General features: G+C 58.2%; 15 protein-coding genes. 3 read left to right on the top strand and 12 right to left on the bottom strand.

Annotated features, from left to right (window positions below; all coding sequences use genetic code 11):
• Positions 1–30 precede the first annotated feature (30 nt).
• From glpK to ACK2JC_RS23860, 3 genes are all read right to left on the bottom strand, one after another.
• The gene (gene glpK, locus ACK2JC_RS23870; RefSeq protein WP_227168526.1) at positions 31–1,527 is read right to left on the bottom strand and encodes a glycerol kinase GlpK; all 1,497 of its coding nucleotides are present in this window, start codon (positions 1,525–1,527) and stop codon (positions 31–33) included.
• A 95-nt stretch (positions 1,528–1,622) separates the two neighbouring features.
• Positions 1,623–2,222, bottom strand: coding sequence for an MBL fold metallo-hydrolase (locus ACK2JC_RS23865; RefSeq protein ID WP_320938284.1), 600 nt, complete (start codon positions 2,220–2,222; stop codon positions 1,623–1,625).
• A gap of 96 nt (positions 2,223–2,318) precedes the next feature.
• A complete protein-coding gene (locus ACK2JC_RS23860) occupies positions 2,319–2,717 on the bottom strand; it encodes a metal-dependent transcriptional regulator (protein ID WP_092368210.1) in 399 nt (132 codons plus the stop codon).
• Between the two features lie 132 nt (positions 2,718–2,849).
• Between ACK2JC_RS23860 and ACK2JC_RS23855 the strand changes: the two genes are divergently transcribed.
• Positions 2,850–3,083 carry a ferrous iron transport protein A gene (locus ACK2JC_RS23855; RefSeq protein ID WP_007713999.1) on the top strand — a complete coding sequence of 78 codons (234 nt, stop codon included), beginning with the start codon at positions 2,850–2,852 and terminating at the stop codon, positions 3,081–3,083.
• Between the two features lie 143 nt (positions 3,084–3,226).
• Positions 3,227–5,593: a ferrous iron transporter B gene (gene feoB / locus ACK2JC_RS23850; RefSeq protein WP_320938285.1), complete on the top strand. Its 2,367-nt coding sequence runs from the start codon at positions 3,227–3,229 to the stop codon at positions 5,591–5,593.
• Positions 5,594–5,725: 132 nt separating this feature from the next.
• On the opposite strand, the gene ACK2JC_RS23845 is transcribed toward feoB, so the two are convergent.
• The 4 genes from ACK2JC_RS23845 to ACK2JC_RS23830 form a co-directional block, all read right to left on the bottom strand.
• Complete coding sequence (locus tag ACK2JC_RS23845) at positions 5,726–5,929, bottom strand: DUF378 domain-containing protein (RefSeq protein WP_092368104.1); 204 nt, start codon at positions 5,927–5,929, stop codon at positions 5,726–5,728.
• A gap of 110 nt (positions 5,930–6,039) precedes the next feature.
• On the bottom strand, positions 6,040–7,977 hold the full coding sequence (locus ACK2JC_RS23840) for an ABC transporter ATP-binding protein (RefSeq protein ID WP_320938286.1): 1,938 nt from the start codon (positions 7,975–7,977) through the stop codon (positions 6,040–6,042).
• Entirely contained in the window at positions 7,970–9,745 is a 1,776-nt protein-coding gene (locus tag ACK2JC_RS23835; protein ID WP_368270919.1) for an ABC transporter ATP-binding protein, read from the bottom strand. Before ACK2JC_RS23835 ends, ACK2JC_RS23840 begins: the two co-directional genes overlap by 8 nt.
• Complete coding sequence (locus tag ACK2JC_RS23830; RefSeq protein ID WP_092368094.1) at positions 9,742–10,200, bottom strand: MarR family winged helix-turn-helix transcriptional regulator; 459 nt, start codon at positions 10,198–10,200, stop codon at positions 9,742–9,744. The genes ACK2JC_RS23835 and ACK2JC_RS23830 overlap by 4 nt, the downstream gene beginning before the upstream one ends.
• Before the next feature lie 229 nt (positions 10,201–10,429).
• Between ACK2JC_RS23830 and ACK2JC_RS23825 the strand changes: the two genes are divergently transcribed.
• Positions 10,430–11,326, top strand: a complete 897-nt coding sequence (locus ACK2JC_RS23825; RefSeq protein WP_320938288.1) for a LysR family transcriptional regulator — start codon at positions 10,430–10,432, stop codon at positions 11,324–11,326.
• Here the strand turns inward: ACK2JC_RS23825 and ACK2JC_RS23820 are convergent.
• The 5 genes from ACK2JC_RS23820 to ACK2JC_RS23800 all read right to left on the bottom strand — a co-directional run bounded on the left by ACK2JC_RS23820 (position 11,323) and on the right by ACK2JC_RS23800 (position 16,027).
• Positions 11,323–12,093, bottom strand: a complete 771-nt coding sequence (locus tag ACK2JC_RS23820; RefSeq protein ID WP_007714021.1) for an SDR family NAD(P)-dependent oxidoreductase — start codon at positions 12,091–12,093, stop codon at positions 11,323–11,325. The two genes, ACK2JC_RS23825 and ACK2JC_RS23820, sit on opposite strands and share 4 nt — an antisense overlap.
• Positions 12,094–12,508: 415 nt before the next feature.
• The gene (locus ACK2JC_RS23815) at positions 12,509–13,015 is read right to left on the bottom strand and encodes a CarD family transcriptional regulator (RefSeq protein ID WP_368270920.1); all 507 of its coding nucleotides are present in this window, start codon (positions 13,013–13,015) and stop codon (positions 12,509–12,511) included.
• Between the two features lie 248 nt (positions 13,016–13,263).
• On the bottom strand, positions 13,264–13,758 hold the full coding sequence (locus ACK2JC_RS23810; protein ID WP_007714025.1) for an HD domain-containing protein: 495 nt from the start codon (positions 13,756–13,758) through the stop codon (positions 13,264–13,266).
• Positions 13,759–13,890: 132 nt separating this feature from the next.
• A complete protein-coding gene (locus ACK2JC_RS23805; RefSeq protein ID WP_320938289.1) occupies positions 13,891–14,877 on the bottom strand; it encodes a diaminopimelate dehydrogenase in 987 nt (328 codons plus the stop codon).
• Positions 14,878–15,058: 181 nt separating this feature from the next.
• On the bottom strand, positions 15,059–16,027 hold the full coding sequence (locus ACK2JC_RS23800; protein WP_320938290.1) for a tRNA-dihydrouridine synthase family protein: 969 nt from the start codon (positions 16,025–16,027) through the stop codon (positions 15,059–15,061).
• Positions 16,028–16,042 lie beyond the last annotated feature (15 nt).

Below are 16,042 nucleotides of genomic sequence, written 5' to 3'. Positions count from 1 at the left end.
CCTTTCCCTGACTTCGCCCCACAGGCGCTTCTATTCGTCCTTTGCCCAGCCGTATGAGCATTTCACCGCCCGGTTCCAGCCGTTCACCCGCGCGGTCCGCTGGGCCTCGGTGATCTCCGGCGTAAAGGTGCGGTCAATGGCCCAGTTTTGCACCACGTCCTCCTTGTCCGCCCAGTAGCCCACGGCCAGACCCGCCAGGTAGGCCGCGCCCATTGCGGTGGTCTCCACGCACTGCGGCCGGTTTACCGGGGCTGCGATAATATCGGCCTGGGTCTGCATCAGATAATTGTTGGCGCTGGCTCCGCCGTCCACTTTAAGGGACGCCAGCTCGATGCCGGAATCCGCCTTCATTGCGGTCAGAACGTCGTTTGTCTGGTAACACAGGGAATCCAGCGTCGCCCGGATAATGTGGTATTTGTTCACCCCTCTGGTCAGACCCACGATGGCGCCTCTGGCGTACTGGTCCCAGTGGGGCGCTCCCAGGCCGGTAAATGCGGGCACCACGTAACAGCCCGCCGTGTCCTTCACCTTTTTCGCCATATACTCGGAATCCGCGGCCGACTCGATGAGCTTCAGCTCGTCCCGCAGCCACTGGATGGCCGCGCCCGCCACAAAGATGGAGCCCTCCAGGGCGTAATTCACCTTGCCGTCCAGTCCCCAGGCGATGGTGGTCACCAGACCGTTCCTGGAAAACACGGGCTTCTCCCCGGTATTCATCAACAGGAAACAGCCGGTGCCGTATGTATTTTTCGCCTCGCCCGGATTGAAGCAGGTCTGGCCGAACAACGCCGCCTGCTGGTCTCCCGCCGCGCCGCCGAGGGGGATGGGGCCTCCGAAAAACTGGGGATCGGTCTCCCCGTAAACGCAGCTGGAGGGCATGGCCTTGGGAAGCATGCAGCGGGGAATATTAAGCTCCCGCAGAATTTCCTCGTCCCACTCCAGGGTGTTGATATTGAACAACATGGTGCGGGAGGCGTTGGAGTAGTCGGTCACATGGACGCGGCCCCTGGTCAGCTTCCAGATCAGCCAGGTCTCCACCGTTCCAAACAGCAGCTCGCCCCGCTCGGCCCGTTCCCGGACTCCCTCCACATGGTCCAGAATCCATTTCAGCTTTGTGCCCGAGAAATAGGCGTCGATCACCAGACCCGTCTTTGCCCGGAAGCTGTCCACCAGCCCTTTGTCCTTGAGGGAGTCACAGTAGGCGGAGGTCCGGCGGCACTGCCAGACAATCGCCCGATACACCGGCTCCCCGGTCTCCTTGTCCCACACAATGGTGGTCTCCCGCTGGTTGGTGATGCCGATGGCGGCGATGTCCCCGGCCGTGGCGCCGATCTTGGACATGGCCTCCACCGCCACCCCCAGCTGGGTGGACCAGATTTCCCCGGCGTCATGCTCCACCCAGCCGGGTTTTGGAAAATACTGGGTGAACTCTTTCTGGGCCACGCTGCACATGGTCCCATGCTCGTCGAATAAAATGCACCGGTTACTGGTTGTCCCCGCATCCAATGCCATTACATATTTTGCCATATTCTCCTCCTTATCCTGCCGCGGCCGGCCTTGTGGGCCGCGGATCGCTGCATGTCGCTGCCAGCCCGGGCTTTTACCTGCGGGTTGCCGCGTTGCTATTCCAGCGTGATGCATTCCCCCGGCTCCAGAATGATGCGGCCCTCGGCCTGGAAGGTCTCCGCCACCGCCCGGTCGAACAGCCCGCCCGGCTTCATATGGATGGGAATCGCGTGCTTTGCCCGGATGATGTCAGCGCAGCGGGATGCCTCGCGGCCGTCCATATTGTAGACGCCGTCGATGGGCAGCAGGGCGTAGTCCAGGTGCTCCCCCGCCAGCTTTTCCATGAAATCCGTGGTGGAGGTATCCCCCGCCGCGTAAATCCGCTTGTGATCCACGCCGATCAGGTAACCCACGCAGGCGCTGCGGTCGTGATTCTTGTTGTAGGCGGGCACCGCGTGGACGGTGATATCCCCCAGAACCCGGGTCTGGTAGCGCCCTTCCTCCAGCATATCGGCGGCGCGCAGCACACGGCCGCCCTCCTTCACCGTGACCAGCTCCACCGCATTGTGGTCGTGGTGCTCATGGGTCACCAACACCAGGTCCGCCTCCATATCATACCCCTCCCCCACATAGGGGTCCACGTAGACCACGGTTCCCTTCTCCGAAACGAGGCGAAAACTTCCATGTCCCTGATACAGCAGTTTGGCCATTGTCATGCTCCTTTCTCTTGGGAATATAAAAAGATGCTTCTATTATACAATGGCCTGTAGATTTTTTCCAGAGTATTGGCCGGGAATTTATCGGGTGTACCTCTATCTTCCCTCCATTTTCCCCAGCAGCCGCTCCAGGTTCCCCACCGTGACCCGGTCCATGAAATGCTCCACCTTTTCCACCTGCTCCAGTTCATCCTCCGTGCCGTTGAGGGCGCAGAAAAAGCGGTGCAGGACCTGGTGGCGGTGCAGCAGGTATTCGCCCTCCCGCAGCCCCTTTTCCGTGACCTCCACAGCCCCGTATTTCTGAAAATCGATGTAGCCAAGGCCTTTTAGATTTCCCAGCATCTTGGAAGCGGAGGAGGGCCTGACGTGAAGGCTCTCCGCCAGGACGTTGACCCGCAGGGGGCGCCCCTCCCGCTGCAGGCGGCATAACATTTCCAGGTAATCCTCCATGGATGAGGTGAGCCCCTCGGCCCCGGCCTGCTGGTATTCCTTCATGGTATAAAAACCGCTGTCCTTATTTTGCGGCACTTTTTGATTGGGATCTGTAACCAATGTGCTCCTCCTGCAATACTATAACATTAGGAAAAATGTTTCCTTATCCTAAATCTATTTTGAGGTGGCTTATTTATGAATAAAATTCATTCGTTAAACGATATAAAACCCGGCCAAAAGGCCACAGTGAAGGAACTTGTCTCCACGGGGAGCATCCGCAGAAGGCTTCTGGACATCGGACTGGTGGAAAACACCGAGGTGGAGTGCCTTGGCAGAAGCCCGGCCGGCGATCCCTGCGCCTATCTGATCCGCGGCGCGGTGATCGCGATCCGTTCCGAAGATTGCCGCAACATTCTGGTGCAGGCTTAATATGCTAAGTTATTGCAACCGTTCAGACGGCGGAACATTGGCGCGAAAATCTACTTACAAGCGAGCCTGACCCGGCTTCCCGTACCAATTTTCCCGTCGTCTGAACTGTTACAAAATATTATTAGAAAAAGGAGTTTATAACTATGGGGCTGACCAACACTTCGGTCGGAATGGGCGCTGTCGATTCCGGCCTGGAGATCCGCAAACAGGCACCGACAGATAAAGTAGTGGCGATCGCCGGCAATCCCAATGTGGGCAAAAGCACTCTGTTCAACAACCTTACGGGAATGAACCAGCATACCGGAAACTGGCCGGGAAAAACCGTGTCCAACGCCCAGGGCTGGTGCAAAACCGGGCGTCACGGGTACGTGCTGGTGGATATTCCCGGAACCTATTCCCTGATGGCCCATTCCGCTGAGGAAGAGGTGGCCAGAAATTTCATCTGCTTCGGCAAAAGCGACGCCGTGGTGGTGGTGTGCGACGCCACCTGCCTGGAGCGCAACTTAAACCTGGTGCTCCAGACCATGGAAATCTCGGACCGGGTGCTGGTCTGCGTCAACCTGTTGGATGAGGCGAAGCGCAAACACATTTCCATTGACTTAAACGCCCTGTCGGATGAACTGGGCGTCCCGGTGGCCGGAACCGTGGCCCGGAAGAAGAAATCCCTGGACCGGATGATGGATCAGCTGGATGACCTGGTGGACCGGGAGACCGCGCTCACGCCGTTTAAAGTGCAGTACGATCCTCTGATCGAGCAGGCCATCCGCATCGCGGAGCCCGCGATCCGCGCCGCGGTGTGCGGGAAAAGTCCCGTGGGCGGATCGGATGCGGCGGCGGAAGCCGGAGAGGCGGCATCTGGGGAGGTGGCAGCTGGGGAGGTGGCAGCCCAGGATGAGGCAACCCGGGATAGGGCGGCCAGCGCTGAAGCCCGGAATATCGAAGAGGCCTCAGACGAAACCGGGAACGCGGCCGTTGGGGAGGTGGCCGAGGCCGCCGCGATTTCTCCCTGCTGCGATTCCCCCGCAGCTTTAAGCCCCCGCTGGCTGGCATTAAAGCTCCTGGATTACGACAGGTCCCTGATGGATGAGTTGAAAGCCTACTTAGGTTTTGACATTTTGGAAGACCCGGCGGTGGCCGCAGGAGTGGAGGCGGCCAGGGACTATCTGAAGGCGGGCGGCCTCCGGCCGGAGCAGTTGAAGGATAAGATCGTTTCCGGGCTGGTGAAGGCGGCGGAAGCCGTGAGCCGGAAGGCCGTACATTTCCAGAAGGAGGGCTACAACGACGGGGACCGCCGGCTGGATAAGGTGCTCACCAGCAAATGGGCCGGATACCCCATTATGCTGGCGCTGCTGGCCCTGGTATTCTGGATCACCATCACCGGCGCCAACTATCCCTCCGCCCTGCTCTCCGACCTGCTGTTTAAGGTGCAGGACCGGCTGCTGGACGTCTTTCACTACATCGGAGCTCCGGAATGGCTCACCGGGATGCTGGTCCTCGGCATCTACCGGGTGTTGGCATGGGTGGTGTCGGTGATGCTGCCGCCCATGGCCATTTTCTTCCCCATGTTCACCCTGCTGGAAGATTCCGGTTATCTGCCCCGCATCGCCTACAACCTGGATAAACCCTTCAAATGCTGCCACGCCTGCGGCAAACAGGCGCTGACCATGTGCATGGGCTTCGGCTGCAACGCGGCGGGCATCGTGGGCTGCCGGATCATCGACTCCCCCAGGGAACGGCTGATCGCCATGGTCACCAACAACTTTGTGCCCTGCAACGGCCGGTTTCCCACCCTGATCGCCATTATCTCCATGTTTTTTGTGGGCGTGGCGGGTGGAGCCGGAAATACCCTGCTCTCCTCCCTGCTGCTGACCCTGCTGATTCTGTTCGGAATCCTTATGACCTTCGCGGTGTCCAAGGCCCTGTCCATGACCGTGTTAAAGGGCGTTCCCTCCTCCTTCACCCTGGAGCTGCCGCCCTACCGCCGCCCGCAGATCGGCAAGGTGATCGTGCGCTCGATTTTTGACCGCACCCTCTTCGTCCTGGGCCGGGCCATCGTGGTGGCCGCACCGGCGGGCCTGCTGATCTGGATCATGGCCAACGTGTATGTAGGCGATTTAAGCCTTCTGGCCCACTGTTCCGCGTTCCTGGACCCCTTTGCAAGGCTCATGGGCCTGGACGGCGTGATTCTGATGGCCTTCATCCTGGGGCTTCCGGCAAATGAGATTGTGATCCCCATCATTATCATGGCCTACATGGCCCAGGGCAGCCTGCTGGAATTCGACAGCCTGACCCAGTTAAAGGAACTGCTGGTGGCCAACGGCTGGACCTGGGTTACAGCGATCTGCACCATGCTGTTCTCCCTGATGCACTGGCCCTGCTCCACCACCCTTTTGACGATCCGCAAGGAGACGGGCGGCTGGAAATGGGTGATCGCCTCCTTCCTCATCCCCACGCTCTGCGGTTTCGTGCTGTGCATGCTGGTGGCGGGAGTGGCCGGAATGCTGGCGTAAGCCAGGCGGCGGTTTTCGATTGCCGAACAACTAGAACCATTGATGATGTACCGAAAATCAACGAAGAGACCGCGTACCCCCTCTGTATCGGGGAGACGCGGTCTCTGTGCGTTTATGCTGGTGCGTTTGGCGCTACTGGTCGCCGCTCCGTGAGAAAAACGTGAGCAGGTACAGGCCGCAGATTCCGACTACGCCATAGATGATCCGGCTGAACCAGGTGCCGGAACCGAAGATCCAGGACACCAGATTGAAATTGAAAAATCCAATCAGGCCCCAGTTGACGGCTCCGATCAGGCTGACCGTCAGGGCGGTGTAGTCAAGCGCTTTATTTCCCATAGTCATTACCTCCTTTTATATGCAATTACAGTATGTGCCAAAAAGAGCCAGACTATACAAAAATAAGAAAAATATGCAGGGACCGCCGCAACCGCAGCCCGCTTCCCTCCTTACGCCGTCTTTGCCGCCAGCTTGCCCGTGTACAGCTGATAATATCTTCCGCCCTCCGCGATCAGCTGCGCATGGCTTCCTCGCTCGATGATCCGGCCCTGCTCCAGCACCATAATGCAGTCCGAATTGCGGATGGTGGACAGGCGGTGAGCGATGACAAAGGTGGTCCGGCCCGCCATCAGACGGTCCATTCCCTGCTGCACCAGGGTCTCGGTGCGGGTGTCGATGGAGGAGGTTGCCTCATCCAGGATCAGCACCGGCGGGTCGGCCACCGCCGCCCTGGCGATGGACAACAGCTGCCGCTGTCCCTGGCTTAAATTGGCTCCGTCCCCGGTCAGCACGGTGTCGTAACCGTCCGGCAGACGGCGGATGAAGCCGTCCGCGTTGGCCAGCCTTGCGGCCGCGATACACTCCTGGTCCGTGGCGTCCAGGCGGCCGTAGCGGATATTGTCCATGACCGTTCCGGTGAACAGATGGGTGTCCTGAAGCACCATTCCCAGGGAACGCCGCAGGTCCGCCTTGCGGATCTTGTTGATGTTGATGCCGTCGTAGCGGATTTTCCCGTCCTGGATGTCGTAAAAGCGGTTGATCAGGTTGGTGATCGTGGTCTTACCCGCGCCGGTGGAGCCCACAAAGGCGATCTTCTGGCCCGGGGTGGCGAACAGCTTGATGTTGTGGAGCACGATCTTGTTCTCATCGTAACCGAAATCCACGTCGTTAAACGTCACATCGCCCTCCAGCTTGGTGTAGGTGACGGTGCCGTCCGCCTGGTGGGGATGGCGCCACGCCCAGATTCCGGTGCGCTCCTCTGTCTCTGTCAGACTGCCGTCCTGCCGGTATTTGGCGTTGACCAGCTCCACATAGCCGTCGTCGGTCTCCGGCGTCTCATCCAGCAGGTCAAACACCCGCTCCGCTCCAGCCATGGCCATGACAATGCTGTTCATCTGCTGGCTGATCTGGGTGATGGGCTGGGTAAAGTTTTTGTTCAGGGTCAGAAAGGATACCAGGGCTCCCAGGGTCAGGCCGTTTAAGCCTTTGATGGCTAACGCCGCTCCCACCACGGCGCAGAGCACGTAGCTGATGTTTCCCAGGTTGGCGTTGATGGGCATCATGATGTTGGCGAACTTGTTGGCGTTGTTGGCGCTGTCCCGCAGCTGGTTGTTGATCCGTCTGAAATCCTCCAGCGCCTTCTCCTCGTGACAGAATACCTTGACCACCTTCTGCCCCTCCATCATCTCCTCAATGTAGCCGTTGACCGCCCCGATGTCCCGCTGCTGCCGCCCGAAGTACACGCCGGACTTTCCGCTTAAGCGGGAGGTGGTAAAGAGCATCACCGCCACCATGCAGAGGGTGACCAGGGTCAGCGGCACATCCAGGGTCAGCATGCTGACAAACGCGATCACAATGGTCACGGCCGAGTTGATTATCTGAGGGATGCTCTGGCTCAAAAGCTGCCGCAGGGTGTCCACATCGTTGGTGTAGATGGACATGAGGTCGCCGTGGGCGTGGGTGTCGAAATATTTGATGGGCAGCGATTCCATGTGGGTGAACAGCTCCACCCGCAGGTTGCGCATGGTGCCCTGGCTCACGCTGACCATGATCCGGTTGTAGCCGTAGGAGCAGAGAATTCCCAGCAGATACGTGCTTGCCAGGGAAAGCAGCGCCGCCGCCAGCGGTCCGAACCGGGGATGATCGGTCCCTGCCAGGGGCAGAATGTAGTCGTCGATCAGCACCTGCATAAACAGGATTCCCCGCTGGGTTGCCAGCGCTGCCCCCAAAATGCAGACAACAGCTGCCATAAAATGAAATTTATAAGATTTCAGCATATAAGCCAACACCCGTTTCATCACCGGGAGTGGATTGGCCGCGCCTTTACCTCCTCCCGGAGCCGCCGCGCCTTTCGGCCCGCCTATGGTTTTCATCCTGCGCTCAGCCATTTTCCTCGCCTTCCTTTCCAATTCCTCCGGGCTGGTCGAAATCGCCGCCGCCCTTCATCTGTGTCTCATAAATTTCCCGGTAAATGATATTGCCCGACAACAGGTTTTCGTGGGTGTCAAATCCGCTTATGCGCCCTTCGTTCAGCACCAGAATGCGGTCCGCGTGTTCCACGCTGGAAACGCGCTGGGCGATGATGATCTTGGTGGTTCCGGGGATGTGCTCGGCAAATGCCGCGCGTATCCTGGCATCCGTTGCCGTGTCCACCGCGCTGGTGGAGTCGTCCAGAATCAATACCCTGGGCTTTTTCAAAAGGGCTCTGGCGATGCACAGGCGCTGCTTCTGCCCGCCGGAGACGTTGGAGCCCCCCTGCTCGATGTGGGTGCCATATCCGTCGGGAAGGCGGCTTATGAACTCGTCTGCGCAGGCCAGACGGCAGACCTCCTCGCACTCCTGCCGGGTGGCCTGTTCATTTCCCCAGCGCAGATTGTCCAGGATGGTGCCGGTGAACAGTACATTTTTCTGCAGCACCACAGCCACCTGGTCCCGGAGCGCCTCCATATCATAGCGGCGCACGTCGATTCCGCCCACCCGCACGCTGCCCTGGGTCACGTCGTAGAGGCGGCTGATCAGGTTCACCAGGCTGGATTTGCCGCAGCCGGTTTGGCCAATCACGCCCACGGTCTCGCCGGAGCGGATGTGCAGGTCGATGTCCGCCAGCGTTTCCTTGCCGCTGCCGCCATGCTTGTAGGAAAAACTCACATGGTCGAAATCGATGGACCCGTCGGGAATCTCCGTAATGGGCCGGTCCGGGTTTACCAGGTCAGGCTGTTCCTCCAGAATTTCCGCAATCCGCCGCCCGCTGGCCGCGCTCATGGTCACCATCACGAAAATCATGGAGAGCATCATCAGCGACATCAGAATGCTCATGATGTAGCTGAACATGCTGGTCAGCTGGCCGGTGGTCATATCGTCTCCCACCACCAGGTGGGCGCCGAACCAGGACAGCGACAGCACGCAGCCGTAGATCACCAGCATCATAGTGGGGTTGTTGAAGGCCAGAATGGACTCGGCCTTCACGAACATTTGGTAAAGCTGCCCAGCCGCGTCGGTAAATTTACGGTTCTCGTGGTCCTCGCGGACAAATGCCTTCACCACGCGGATGGCGGACACATTTTCCTGCACGCTGGCATTTAACGCGTCGTATTTGCGGAACACCACGTCGAAAATTTTCGTGGTGCACTTCACGATGAGAGCCAGCACGCAGCCCAGCACGATGATGGCGGCCACGAACACCAGGCTCAATCTGGCGTTGGTCGCAAAGCACATGGCCATGCTGCACAGCAGCATAAAGGGCGCGCGCACCGCGATCCTCAGAATCATCTGGTAGGAGTTCTGCACGTTGGTCACATCCGTGGTCATGCGGGTCACCAGACCTGCGGTACTGAATTTGTCAATGTTGGAAAATGAAAACCGCTGGATATTTTCGTACATCCCGTCCCGCAGATTGCAGGCAAAGCCCGAGGCTGCGCTGGCTGCAAAGGTCCCGGCCAGGGCGCCGCAGGCCAGGCTGCAAAACGCGATGGCGAGCATCAGGCCGCCGTACTGGAGCACCTTGGTCATATTTCCGGCTTCGATTCCCTGGTCGATCAGCGATGCGGTGATGAATGGGATCAGCACCTCCATCAGCACCTCCAGGGCGGTGAACACCGGGGTCAGGATGGAGTCTCTGCGGTACTGCTTCACCTGGCCCAGTAAGGTCATTATCATAAATCTGCCTCCTCTTTTATCATGGTTTGAACGTTTTCATACATTCGCTGCAAAAGCCCGGTAAAGGCTTCTGCCTCATCCTCCGTGAAATCACGGTAAATCTGCCGCACCACGCGGTCCACCCTGCGCTCCATTTTCTGGTGGAGCAGGCCGGACCTGCCGGTGGGTTCTATGCGTTTTTGCCGGTCATCCGACGGTTCGGCGGTGAGGGTCACAAACCCCTTGGCCCTCAGCTTTTTGATCAGAGCGCAGACCGCGGCGCGGGAGACGCCTAAGTCCCGGTGGAGATCCGTGGAGTACACGGCCTTCCCCCTGTGCTCCTCCAGATAGCCCAGGACGTCGCACTGGGCCGCCGTCAGATCCATCTCGGCCATCCCCGCGTTGATGGAGGATTCCAGCCCCAGATTCACTTTTTTCAACAGGCGCAGAGCCCGCCGTCCTTCCATTTGATCCATTTGCCGCCTTCCTTTCTGTCCGGCAGAACCGGTTGGCCCGGCCGGATTGTTCGGATGTAAACAATTCGCACATGAACTGTTTTACACCAAAGCTTCTTGAAAGTGAAATCAAAAAATGTTATTATTAATAAAAAAACTTTTATTAATGTTTATGAAGTTCTTTTATTATAAGGGATTTTGGCAGATTTGCCGTTGGAACATTGATTGGAAAAATATGGGAGGTATTGTCATGAACACCACACAACTGGAGTGTTTTGTAACCGTGGCGGAGAACCTGAATTTCGCCCGGGCCGCATCCATTCTGCACATCACCCAGCCGGCGGTAACCCACCAGATCGTTTCCCTGGAGGGTGAGCTGGATGCAAAGCTCTTTATCCGCACCACCCGCTCCGTAAAGCTGACCCCCGAGGGCTGGAGTTTTCTGGCGGACGCCAAGAACATCCTCAACATGACCTACGGGGCCAAGGCTAAGCTGGCCCACCAGGCCCGGGAGGAGGTGCGTTTTTTCGGCATCGGCTGCCACAGCGCCCTGGAGCTGGCCCTGCTTCCCCCTGTGCTGCAAAAGATGCGCGAACGATATCCCCAGGTGCACCCGTACATCAATCTGATCCCCTTCAGCTCCCTGCAGAACCTGCTGGATGAGGAATCCATAAATGTGATGATGAGCTTTCAGGCGGAGCACGTAAAAAAGGAGCCGGGCACCTTTCTCGAACTGGCAAAGGTGCCTGTCTCCTGTGTGATCGCTCCCTCCCATCCCTTTGCAGGCCGCAGCCGCCTGTACCTGGAGGAACTGCGCCAGGGCGGAATGGTTTTGTGCGAGCCGGGCAAGAATCCGGCGGCCATCGCCCGGATTCAGGGGCAGCTCATCGGCTACCACCCGCCGGAGGAGCTGTATTTTACGGAAAATCCCGCCTGCGCCCTGACGTTAGTGGAGGCCGGCCTGGGCTTTACCCTGCTGCCGGACGTGGCCGCCATGCGCCACCCGCGCCTGATTTACGTCCCCGTGGAGGACGCCGGGGTGCTCTCCTACGGCCTATATTATAAATCGCTGAAGGACCAGCCGGTGCTAAAGGACTTTATCAGCTTCATGCGCGAGCCCTTCTCCGCCAAGGCCGGAGGCGCTTAAGGCTTCATCCCCACGCCGCCCTGGATGAACAGCGTATCGCCGGTTATGTACTTGGCGTCGTAGCTGGCCAGGAACACGCAGACCTTGCCGATGTCCTTCTGGGCGTCGCCGTAACGGCCTAAGGGAATCTCATCCAGATTCTTCCGGAACATCTCCGGATTTTCCTGTCCCCACTGCGCCAGCTTATCGGTCATCACCAACGGAAGCACCACGTTTACGTTGATATCGTAGGCGCCCCACTCGTTGGCGGCCACGCGGGAAAGGCCGCGGATGCCCTCCTTGGCTGCGGCGTAGGAGCTCTGTCCCGGTTTCCCGGAGATGCCCGCGCCGGAGGCGAAGTTGATCACCGATCCCTTGGTCTCCTTGAGGAATGGGAAGGCGTATTTCATATAGAAAAATGTGGCGTACAGGCCGGAGTAAATGGCCTTGTCAAAGTCGGCCTGGGTGTGCTCCACCAGGGTCAGCCCCGAGGCGGAGGTCTGGGCGCTGTTGATCAACACATTCAGCTTGCCAAAATGGGCCGCGCCCTTTTCCACTGCTTCCTTTACCTCGTCCTCCTTGGAACCGTCCGCCACGCAGGTAAATACCTCGGTGCCGAAATCGTGCTCCAGCTCCGCCTTGGTCCGCTCCATTCCGCCCGGAAAAATATCCGTCAGTATCATCTTGGCGCCCTCATCCGCAAACGCCCGGGCCACTCCCCTGGCGATTCCGCCGCCGCCACCTGTCAAAAGTACAACCCGGTCTTCCATTCTTCTCAAATGCTGCATAGCTGATCCTCCTTTTCTTTCTCTTCGTCCGGCCGCCCTGGGCAACCCGGACCGGTAACAATTCCCAATCAATTTCTGTTTTCATTATATCGAGTATAAATTTTTTGTCAATAACAGAATTTTTCGTTTGTTATTTATCTATCTCAGTGAAAAAGCGCATTGAATTCAGTGTTTTTTAGTTTTTCATGCATAATCGTGCGACGTTTTCTTGTGCAAATGGTCAAAAATATTTTTAGTTTCGAGTTTTAATTAACAATATTTTTTAGTTTTTGAGAGGGGGAAGGGGAGACTTTAGAGGCAAATCCTGGTTAGGGGAGGTTCTGCCCATCTGCGCACAAAAAACCGCCGGAGATTCCGCGCATCTGCGCGCCGAATCCGCCGGCGGTTCTTATTTCCATTTATTGTCAGCTTCTATTCAAATCACAGCGGGGCGTTCCAGGCGTTCCCCGATATATGCGGGCATCTGATCCGGGTGCATCCCCAGCGCCGCGGCCAGCTCCCCGTAGAGCAGCTTCTGCGCCCGCTTCATATTCTCCTCGTCCCGGACGGCCAGGCGGTTTCCCTTGCCCTTTCTGACCTGTCCCACCTCAAAAATCCCCTTGATCATTGCGGCCAGCTCCCGGTGGTTCCCGGAAAGCAGAATCTGCTTGTATACCTGGGCTTTTTCCTTTTCGCCGATGTCCCTGCGCCCCTCGATGCCGGGAAGCTGTTCGATGAAGGCTTCCGCCTCCTCCCGGGTCATGATGGGCCTCATCTTCACCTTCTCATTGTCGACCGGCACATAGATCACCGAGTCTTTTTCAAACACCGGAACAAGCGAATAATACACCCGGTCGTTTTTCAGGAACTCCAGCCAGGAAATCTCCTCGATCCTGCATACGCCTGCGGTTTCATAGAGAATCAAATCTCCTTTTTCAAACATTTCATCACCTTTCCAATCTTACGCCGCTCTTGTGACCATCGGTTACCGCTTCCATTCGATAAGGGATGCGTTCCCTTATAAATTATACCAGATTCCAAACCTCCCTGTAATAGGCGGTTTTTCACGAAATTCCACAGGCCGGGCGTTGTGCATAATCACAGTGCTCGGACCGGTTCTCCGCCTTCAAACGTCAAAAAGCCGCCGTACAGAACTCTGTGCGGCAGCTTTTTGACGTTTGTCTTACATGGTCAGGCAGGCACCACGGTTACGCGTCCGCGTCTGGCCAGCGCGATGGCAATATGGCAGCCCTCCATCGTGGCGCAGACTTTGTCCGCCAGCGTGATGATCCATGCCTCCCGATTCCTTGGAAGAGGCCCCAGAGGGAACATGTGGCTCAAAATCGCTTCCCGCTCCCGGTCGCTGATGCCAAAGAGCGCTTCGCTGTTCTTTGCCGCGGCTTTGGGGTGGTAGTACGCCTGGGATTCTCCCGTGGGCGTCACCGCCTTAAAGTCGTAGGGGCAGAAGTCGTGCAGCAGGCCGGCCCTGGCGGCCGCCCGCGCATCACAGCCCAGCTTCCCGGCAATCAGCCAGGACAGGTAGGATACGTTGAGACTGTGCATGAACCGGTTGGTCCAATGGTGATGGACGTACTGGCTCAGCCGCAAAAATTCGCTGTTTGTGAGGATGTTCCACACATCCTCCAAATACTCCGGGGCGATATCCTCCGACAATTCAATATCCATCGGCTATCACTCGCTTTCATTTTCTGATAATTCCATTATGAGGGATGTGCCGGGAAATTGCAAGGGGGTGTGCGGAATTTCGTGGAAACGCCGGATCTCCGGCGTTCCGGCGCAGGGAGGACAGGCGCCGTGTCACAGCAGATGCTTTCTCAATTCCGCGCCGTCCATTGGGCTTAAATAGGCCGGGGCCACGTCGAACACGGTCTTGCAGCCCTTCTGTCCTTCCGCGGCCATGCGGTAAGCCGCACGGGCGTAAGCGACGATCACCGAGGCGGTGAACTCCGGGTTGGAGTCCAGCTTCAGGCTGTACTCGATCACATGGCTGTGCTCGCTGTCCCAGCCGGTGTGCCCGCTGCGGATTACGAAACCGCCGTGGGGAATCCCGCTGTGGTCGCGCTGCAGCTCCTCCCCGCTGATAAAATGCACCGTGGTGTCATAGTCCGCAAAGTAGTTGGGCATGTTCACGATCTCTTCCTCGATGCGCTTTAAGTCGGCTCCCTCCTCTGCCACCACGTAGCAGTCGCGGGTGTGCTTCTGGCGGGTGGTGAGCTCCGGGTTCTCCCCGGCCCGGACCGACGCTAAGGCGCTGTCCACAGGTACGGTGTACTGCCTGGCGTCCTTCACCCCCGGAATCCGGCGGATGGCATCGGAATGCCCCTGGCTCACGCCCTTGCCCCAGAAGGTGTAGTCCCTGCCCTCCGGCAGCACCGCGCCAGACAGCAGGCGGTTTAAGGAAAACATTCCCGGATCCCAGCCCACGGAAATGATGCCCACGTGGCCGCTCTCCCCGGCCGCCGCGTCCACAGCCTCGAAATGCTGCGGGATATTGGCGTGGGTGTCAAAGCTGTCCACCACGTTGAAGTGCCGGGCGAACCCGGGCGTCTGCACCGGCAGGTCGGTGGCGCTGCCGCCGCAGAGGATCATCACGTCGATCTGGTCCTTCATTCCCACAGCCGCCTCCACCGGCAGCACCTTCACGCCGGGAGTGAGAATCTTCACGCCCGCCGGATCGCGCCGGGTAAACACCGCCGCCAGCTCCATGTCCGGATTGTGCTTCACCGCGCACTCCACGCCTTTTCCCAGATTACCATAGCCTAAAATTCCGATTCTGATTGTCACGTCTCATCTTCCCTTTCTTGTGCGTTTCCTTTTGGCAAAAATTCGTAACAGCTCAGGCAGCCGATGTGAAGTTTCCCGCCATCTGAACTGTTGCAAAAATTTAAAAACAGTATAACACTGTAATGCGGTAAATTACAATGGGCGAAATGGAAAATTTTTGTGAACTGTTTTCAAACGCTTCTCAGAGGGCAGCCCGGTATCCCGCCCGCGGATCCGGCTCCCGCTCCCGAAGCAGCGCGGCCACCGCAGCCTCGTACTCTCCCGCCGACCTCGCTTTCTTGATCTTCTTTCCGTACCGGTCCGCCTCCGGGAACATACAGATCAGATAGGTCCACATTTCCTTCATTTTGAACAGCACATTGCGCTCCTCCGGGATCGCAAGGCAATAACCCTCGTACAATGCCCGGTGGAAAGCCGCCAGACGGGAGGAGGTCAGGGGCGCTTCTTCCACGCCTCTTATCCGCTCCGCCAGGGCCGGGTTGGCCAGAAGCCCGCGGCCCAGCATAACGCTTCCCACAGATGGGAACCGGGCCGCCGCGCTGCGAAATGCCTCTGCGGTAAAGACGTCCCCATTGTAGCACAGGGGCGCCCTGCTCTCCTTCACCGCGTACCCGAAGGACTCCCAGTCCGGAGTATTTTTATAAAAATCCGTCCGCAGCCTGGGGTGCACGGTCAGCTCGCGGATGGGATAGCGGTTGAAAATCTCCATCAGCTCGGGAAATTCCTCCGGCGCAGCGATACCGATCCGGGTCTTGACGGAGATTTCCAGGTCCACCTCCTGAAAAATCTGGTCCAGAAAGCGGTTTAACGCCTCCTGTCTGGCCAAAAATCCGGCCCCCTTGTACTTGGAGACCACGGTGCCGGAGGGGCAGCCCAGGTTTAAGTTCACCTCCCGGTAGCCTCTGGCCTTCATCTCCCCTGCGGCCCAGATAAAGTCCTCAGCGCGGTTGGTAAGAATCTGGGGCACCAGGGGAATCCCCTGGTTGTGCTCCGGTAAAACGTCCTTCTCCTCTTTCGCAGTAAATTTGTGGTTCTGATTGGGCGTCAAAAAAGGGGTGAAATATTTGTCCACTCCGCCGAAGCAGGCGCGGTGGGCGTTCCGGTATACGTATCCTGTCAGCCCCTCCATGGGGGCAAAATATAGGTTCATAGCGTTTTTCTCCAA

The organism is Enterocloster lavalensis (genome assembly GCF_046603895.1).
Classification (GTDB): domain Bacteria; phylum Bacillota; class Clostridia; order Lachnospirales; family Lachnospiraceae; genus Enterocloster; species Enterocloster lavalensis.
The sequence above is the reverse complement of the archived record's forward strand: the minus strand, read 5'-3'. Positions and strand labels throughout refer to the sequence as shown.

Bases quoted from the DNA above. Each gene is read 5' to 3' on its own strand.
- glpK (WP_227168526.1), bottom strand. From the start codon at position 1,527: ATGGCAAAATATGTAATGGCATTGGATGCGGGGACAACCAGTAACCGG.
- ACK2JC_RS23865 (WP_320938284.1), bottom strand. From the start codon at position 2,222: ATGACAATGGCCAAACTGCTGTATCAGGGACATGGAAGTTTTCGCCTC.
- ACK2JC_RS23860 (WP_092368210.1), bottom strand. From the start codon at position 2,717: ATGAAGGAATACCAGCAGGCCGGGGCCGAGGGGCTCACCTCATCCATG.
- ACK2JC_RS23855 (WP_007713999.1), top strand. From the start codon at position 2,850: ATGAATAAAATTCATTCGTTAAACGATATAAAACCCGGCCAAAAGGCC.
- feoB (WP_320938285.1), top strand. From the start codon at position 3,227: ATGGGGCTGACCAACACTTCGGTCGGAATGGGCGCTGTCGATTCCGGC.
- ACK2JC_RS23845 (WP_092368104.1), bottom strand. From the start codon at position 5,929: ATGGGAAATAAAGCGCTTGACTACACCGCCCTGACGGTCAGCCTGATC.
- ACK2JC_RS23840 (WP_320938286.1), bottom strand. From the start codon at position 7,977: ATGGCTGAGCGCAGGATGAAAACCATAGGCGGGCCGAAAGGCGCGGCG.
- ACK2JC_RS23835 (WP_368270919.1), bottom strand. From the start codon at position 9,745: ATGATAATGACCTTACTGGGCCAGGTGAAGCAGTACCGCAGAGACTCC.
- ACK2JC_RS23830 (WP_092368094.1), bottom strand. From the start codon at position 10,200: ATGGATCAAATGGAAGGACGGCGGGCTCTGCGCCTGTTGAAAAAAGTG.
- ACK2JC_RS23825 (WP_320938288.1), top strand. From the start codon at position 10,430: ATGAACACCACACAACTGGAGTGTTTTGTAACCGTGGCGGAGAACCTG.
- ACK2JC_RS23820 (WP_007714021.1), bottom strand. From the start codon at position 12,093: ATGCAGCATTTGAGAAGAATGGAAGACCGGGTTGTACTTTTGACAGGT.
- ACK2JC_RS23815 (WP_368270920.1), bottom strand. From the start codon at position 13,015: ATGTTTGAAAAAGGAGATTTGATTCTCTATGAAACCGCAGGCGTATGC.
- ACK2JC_RS23810 (WP_007714025.1), bottom strand. From the start codon at position 13,758: ATGGATATTGAATTGTCGGAGGATATCGCCCCGGAGTATTTGGAGGAT.
- ACK2JC_RS23800 (WP_320938290.1), bottom strand. From the start codon at position 16,027: ATGAACCTATATTTTGCCCCCATGGAGGGGCTGACAGGATACGTATAC.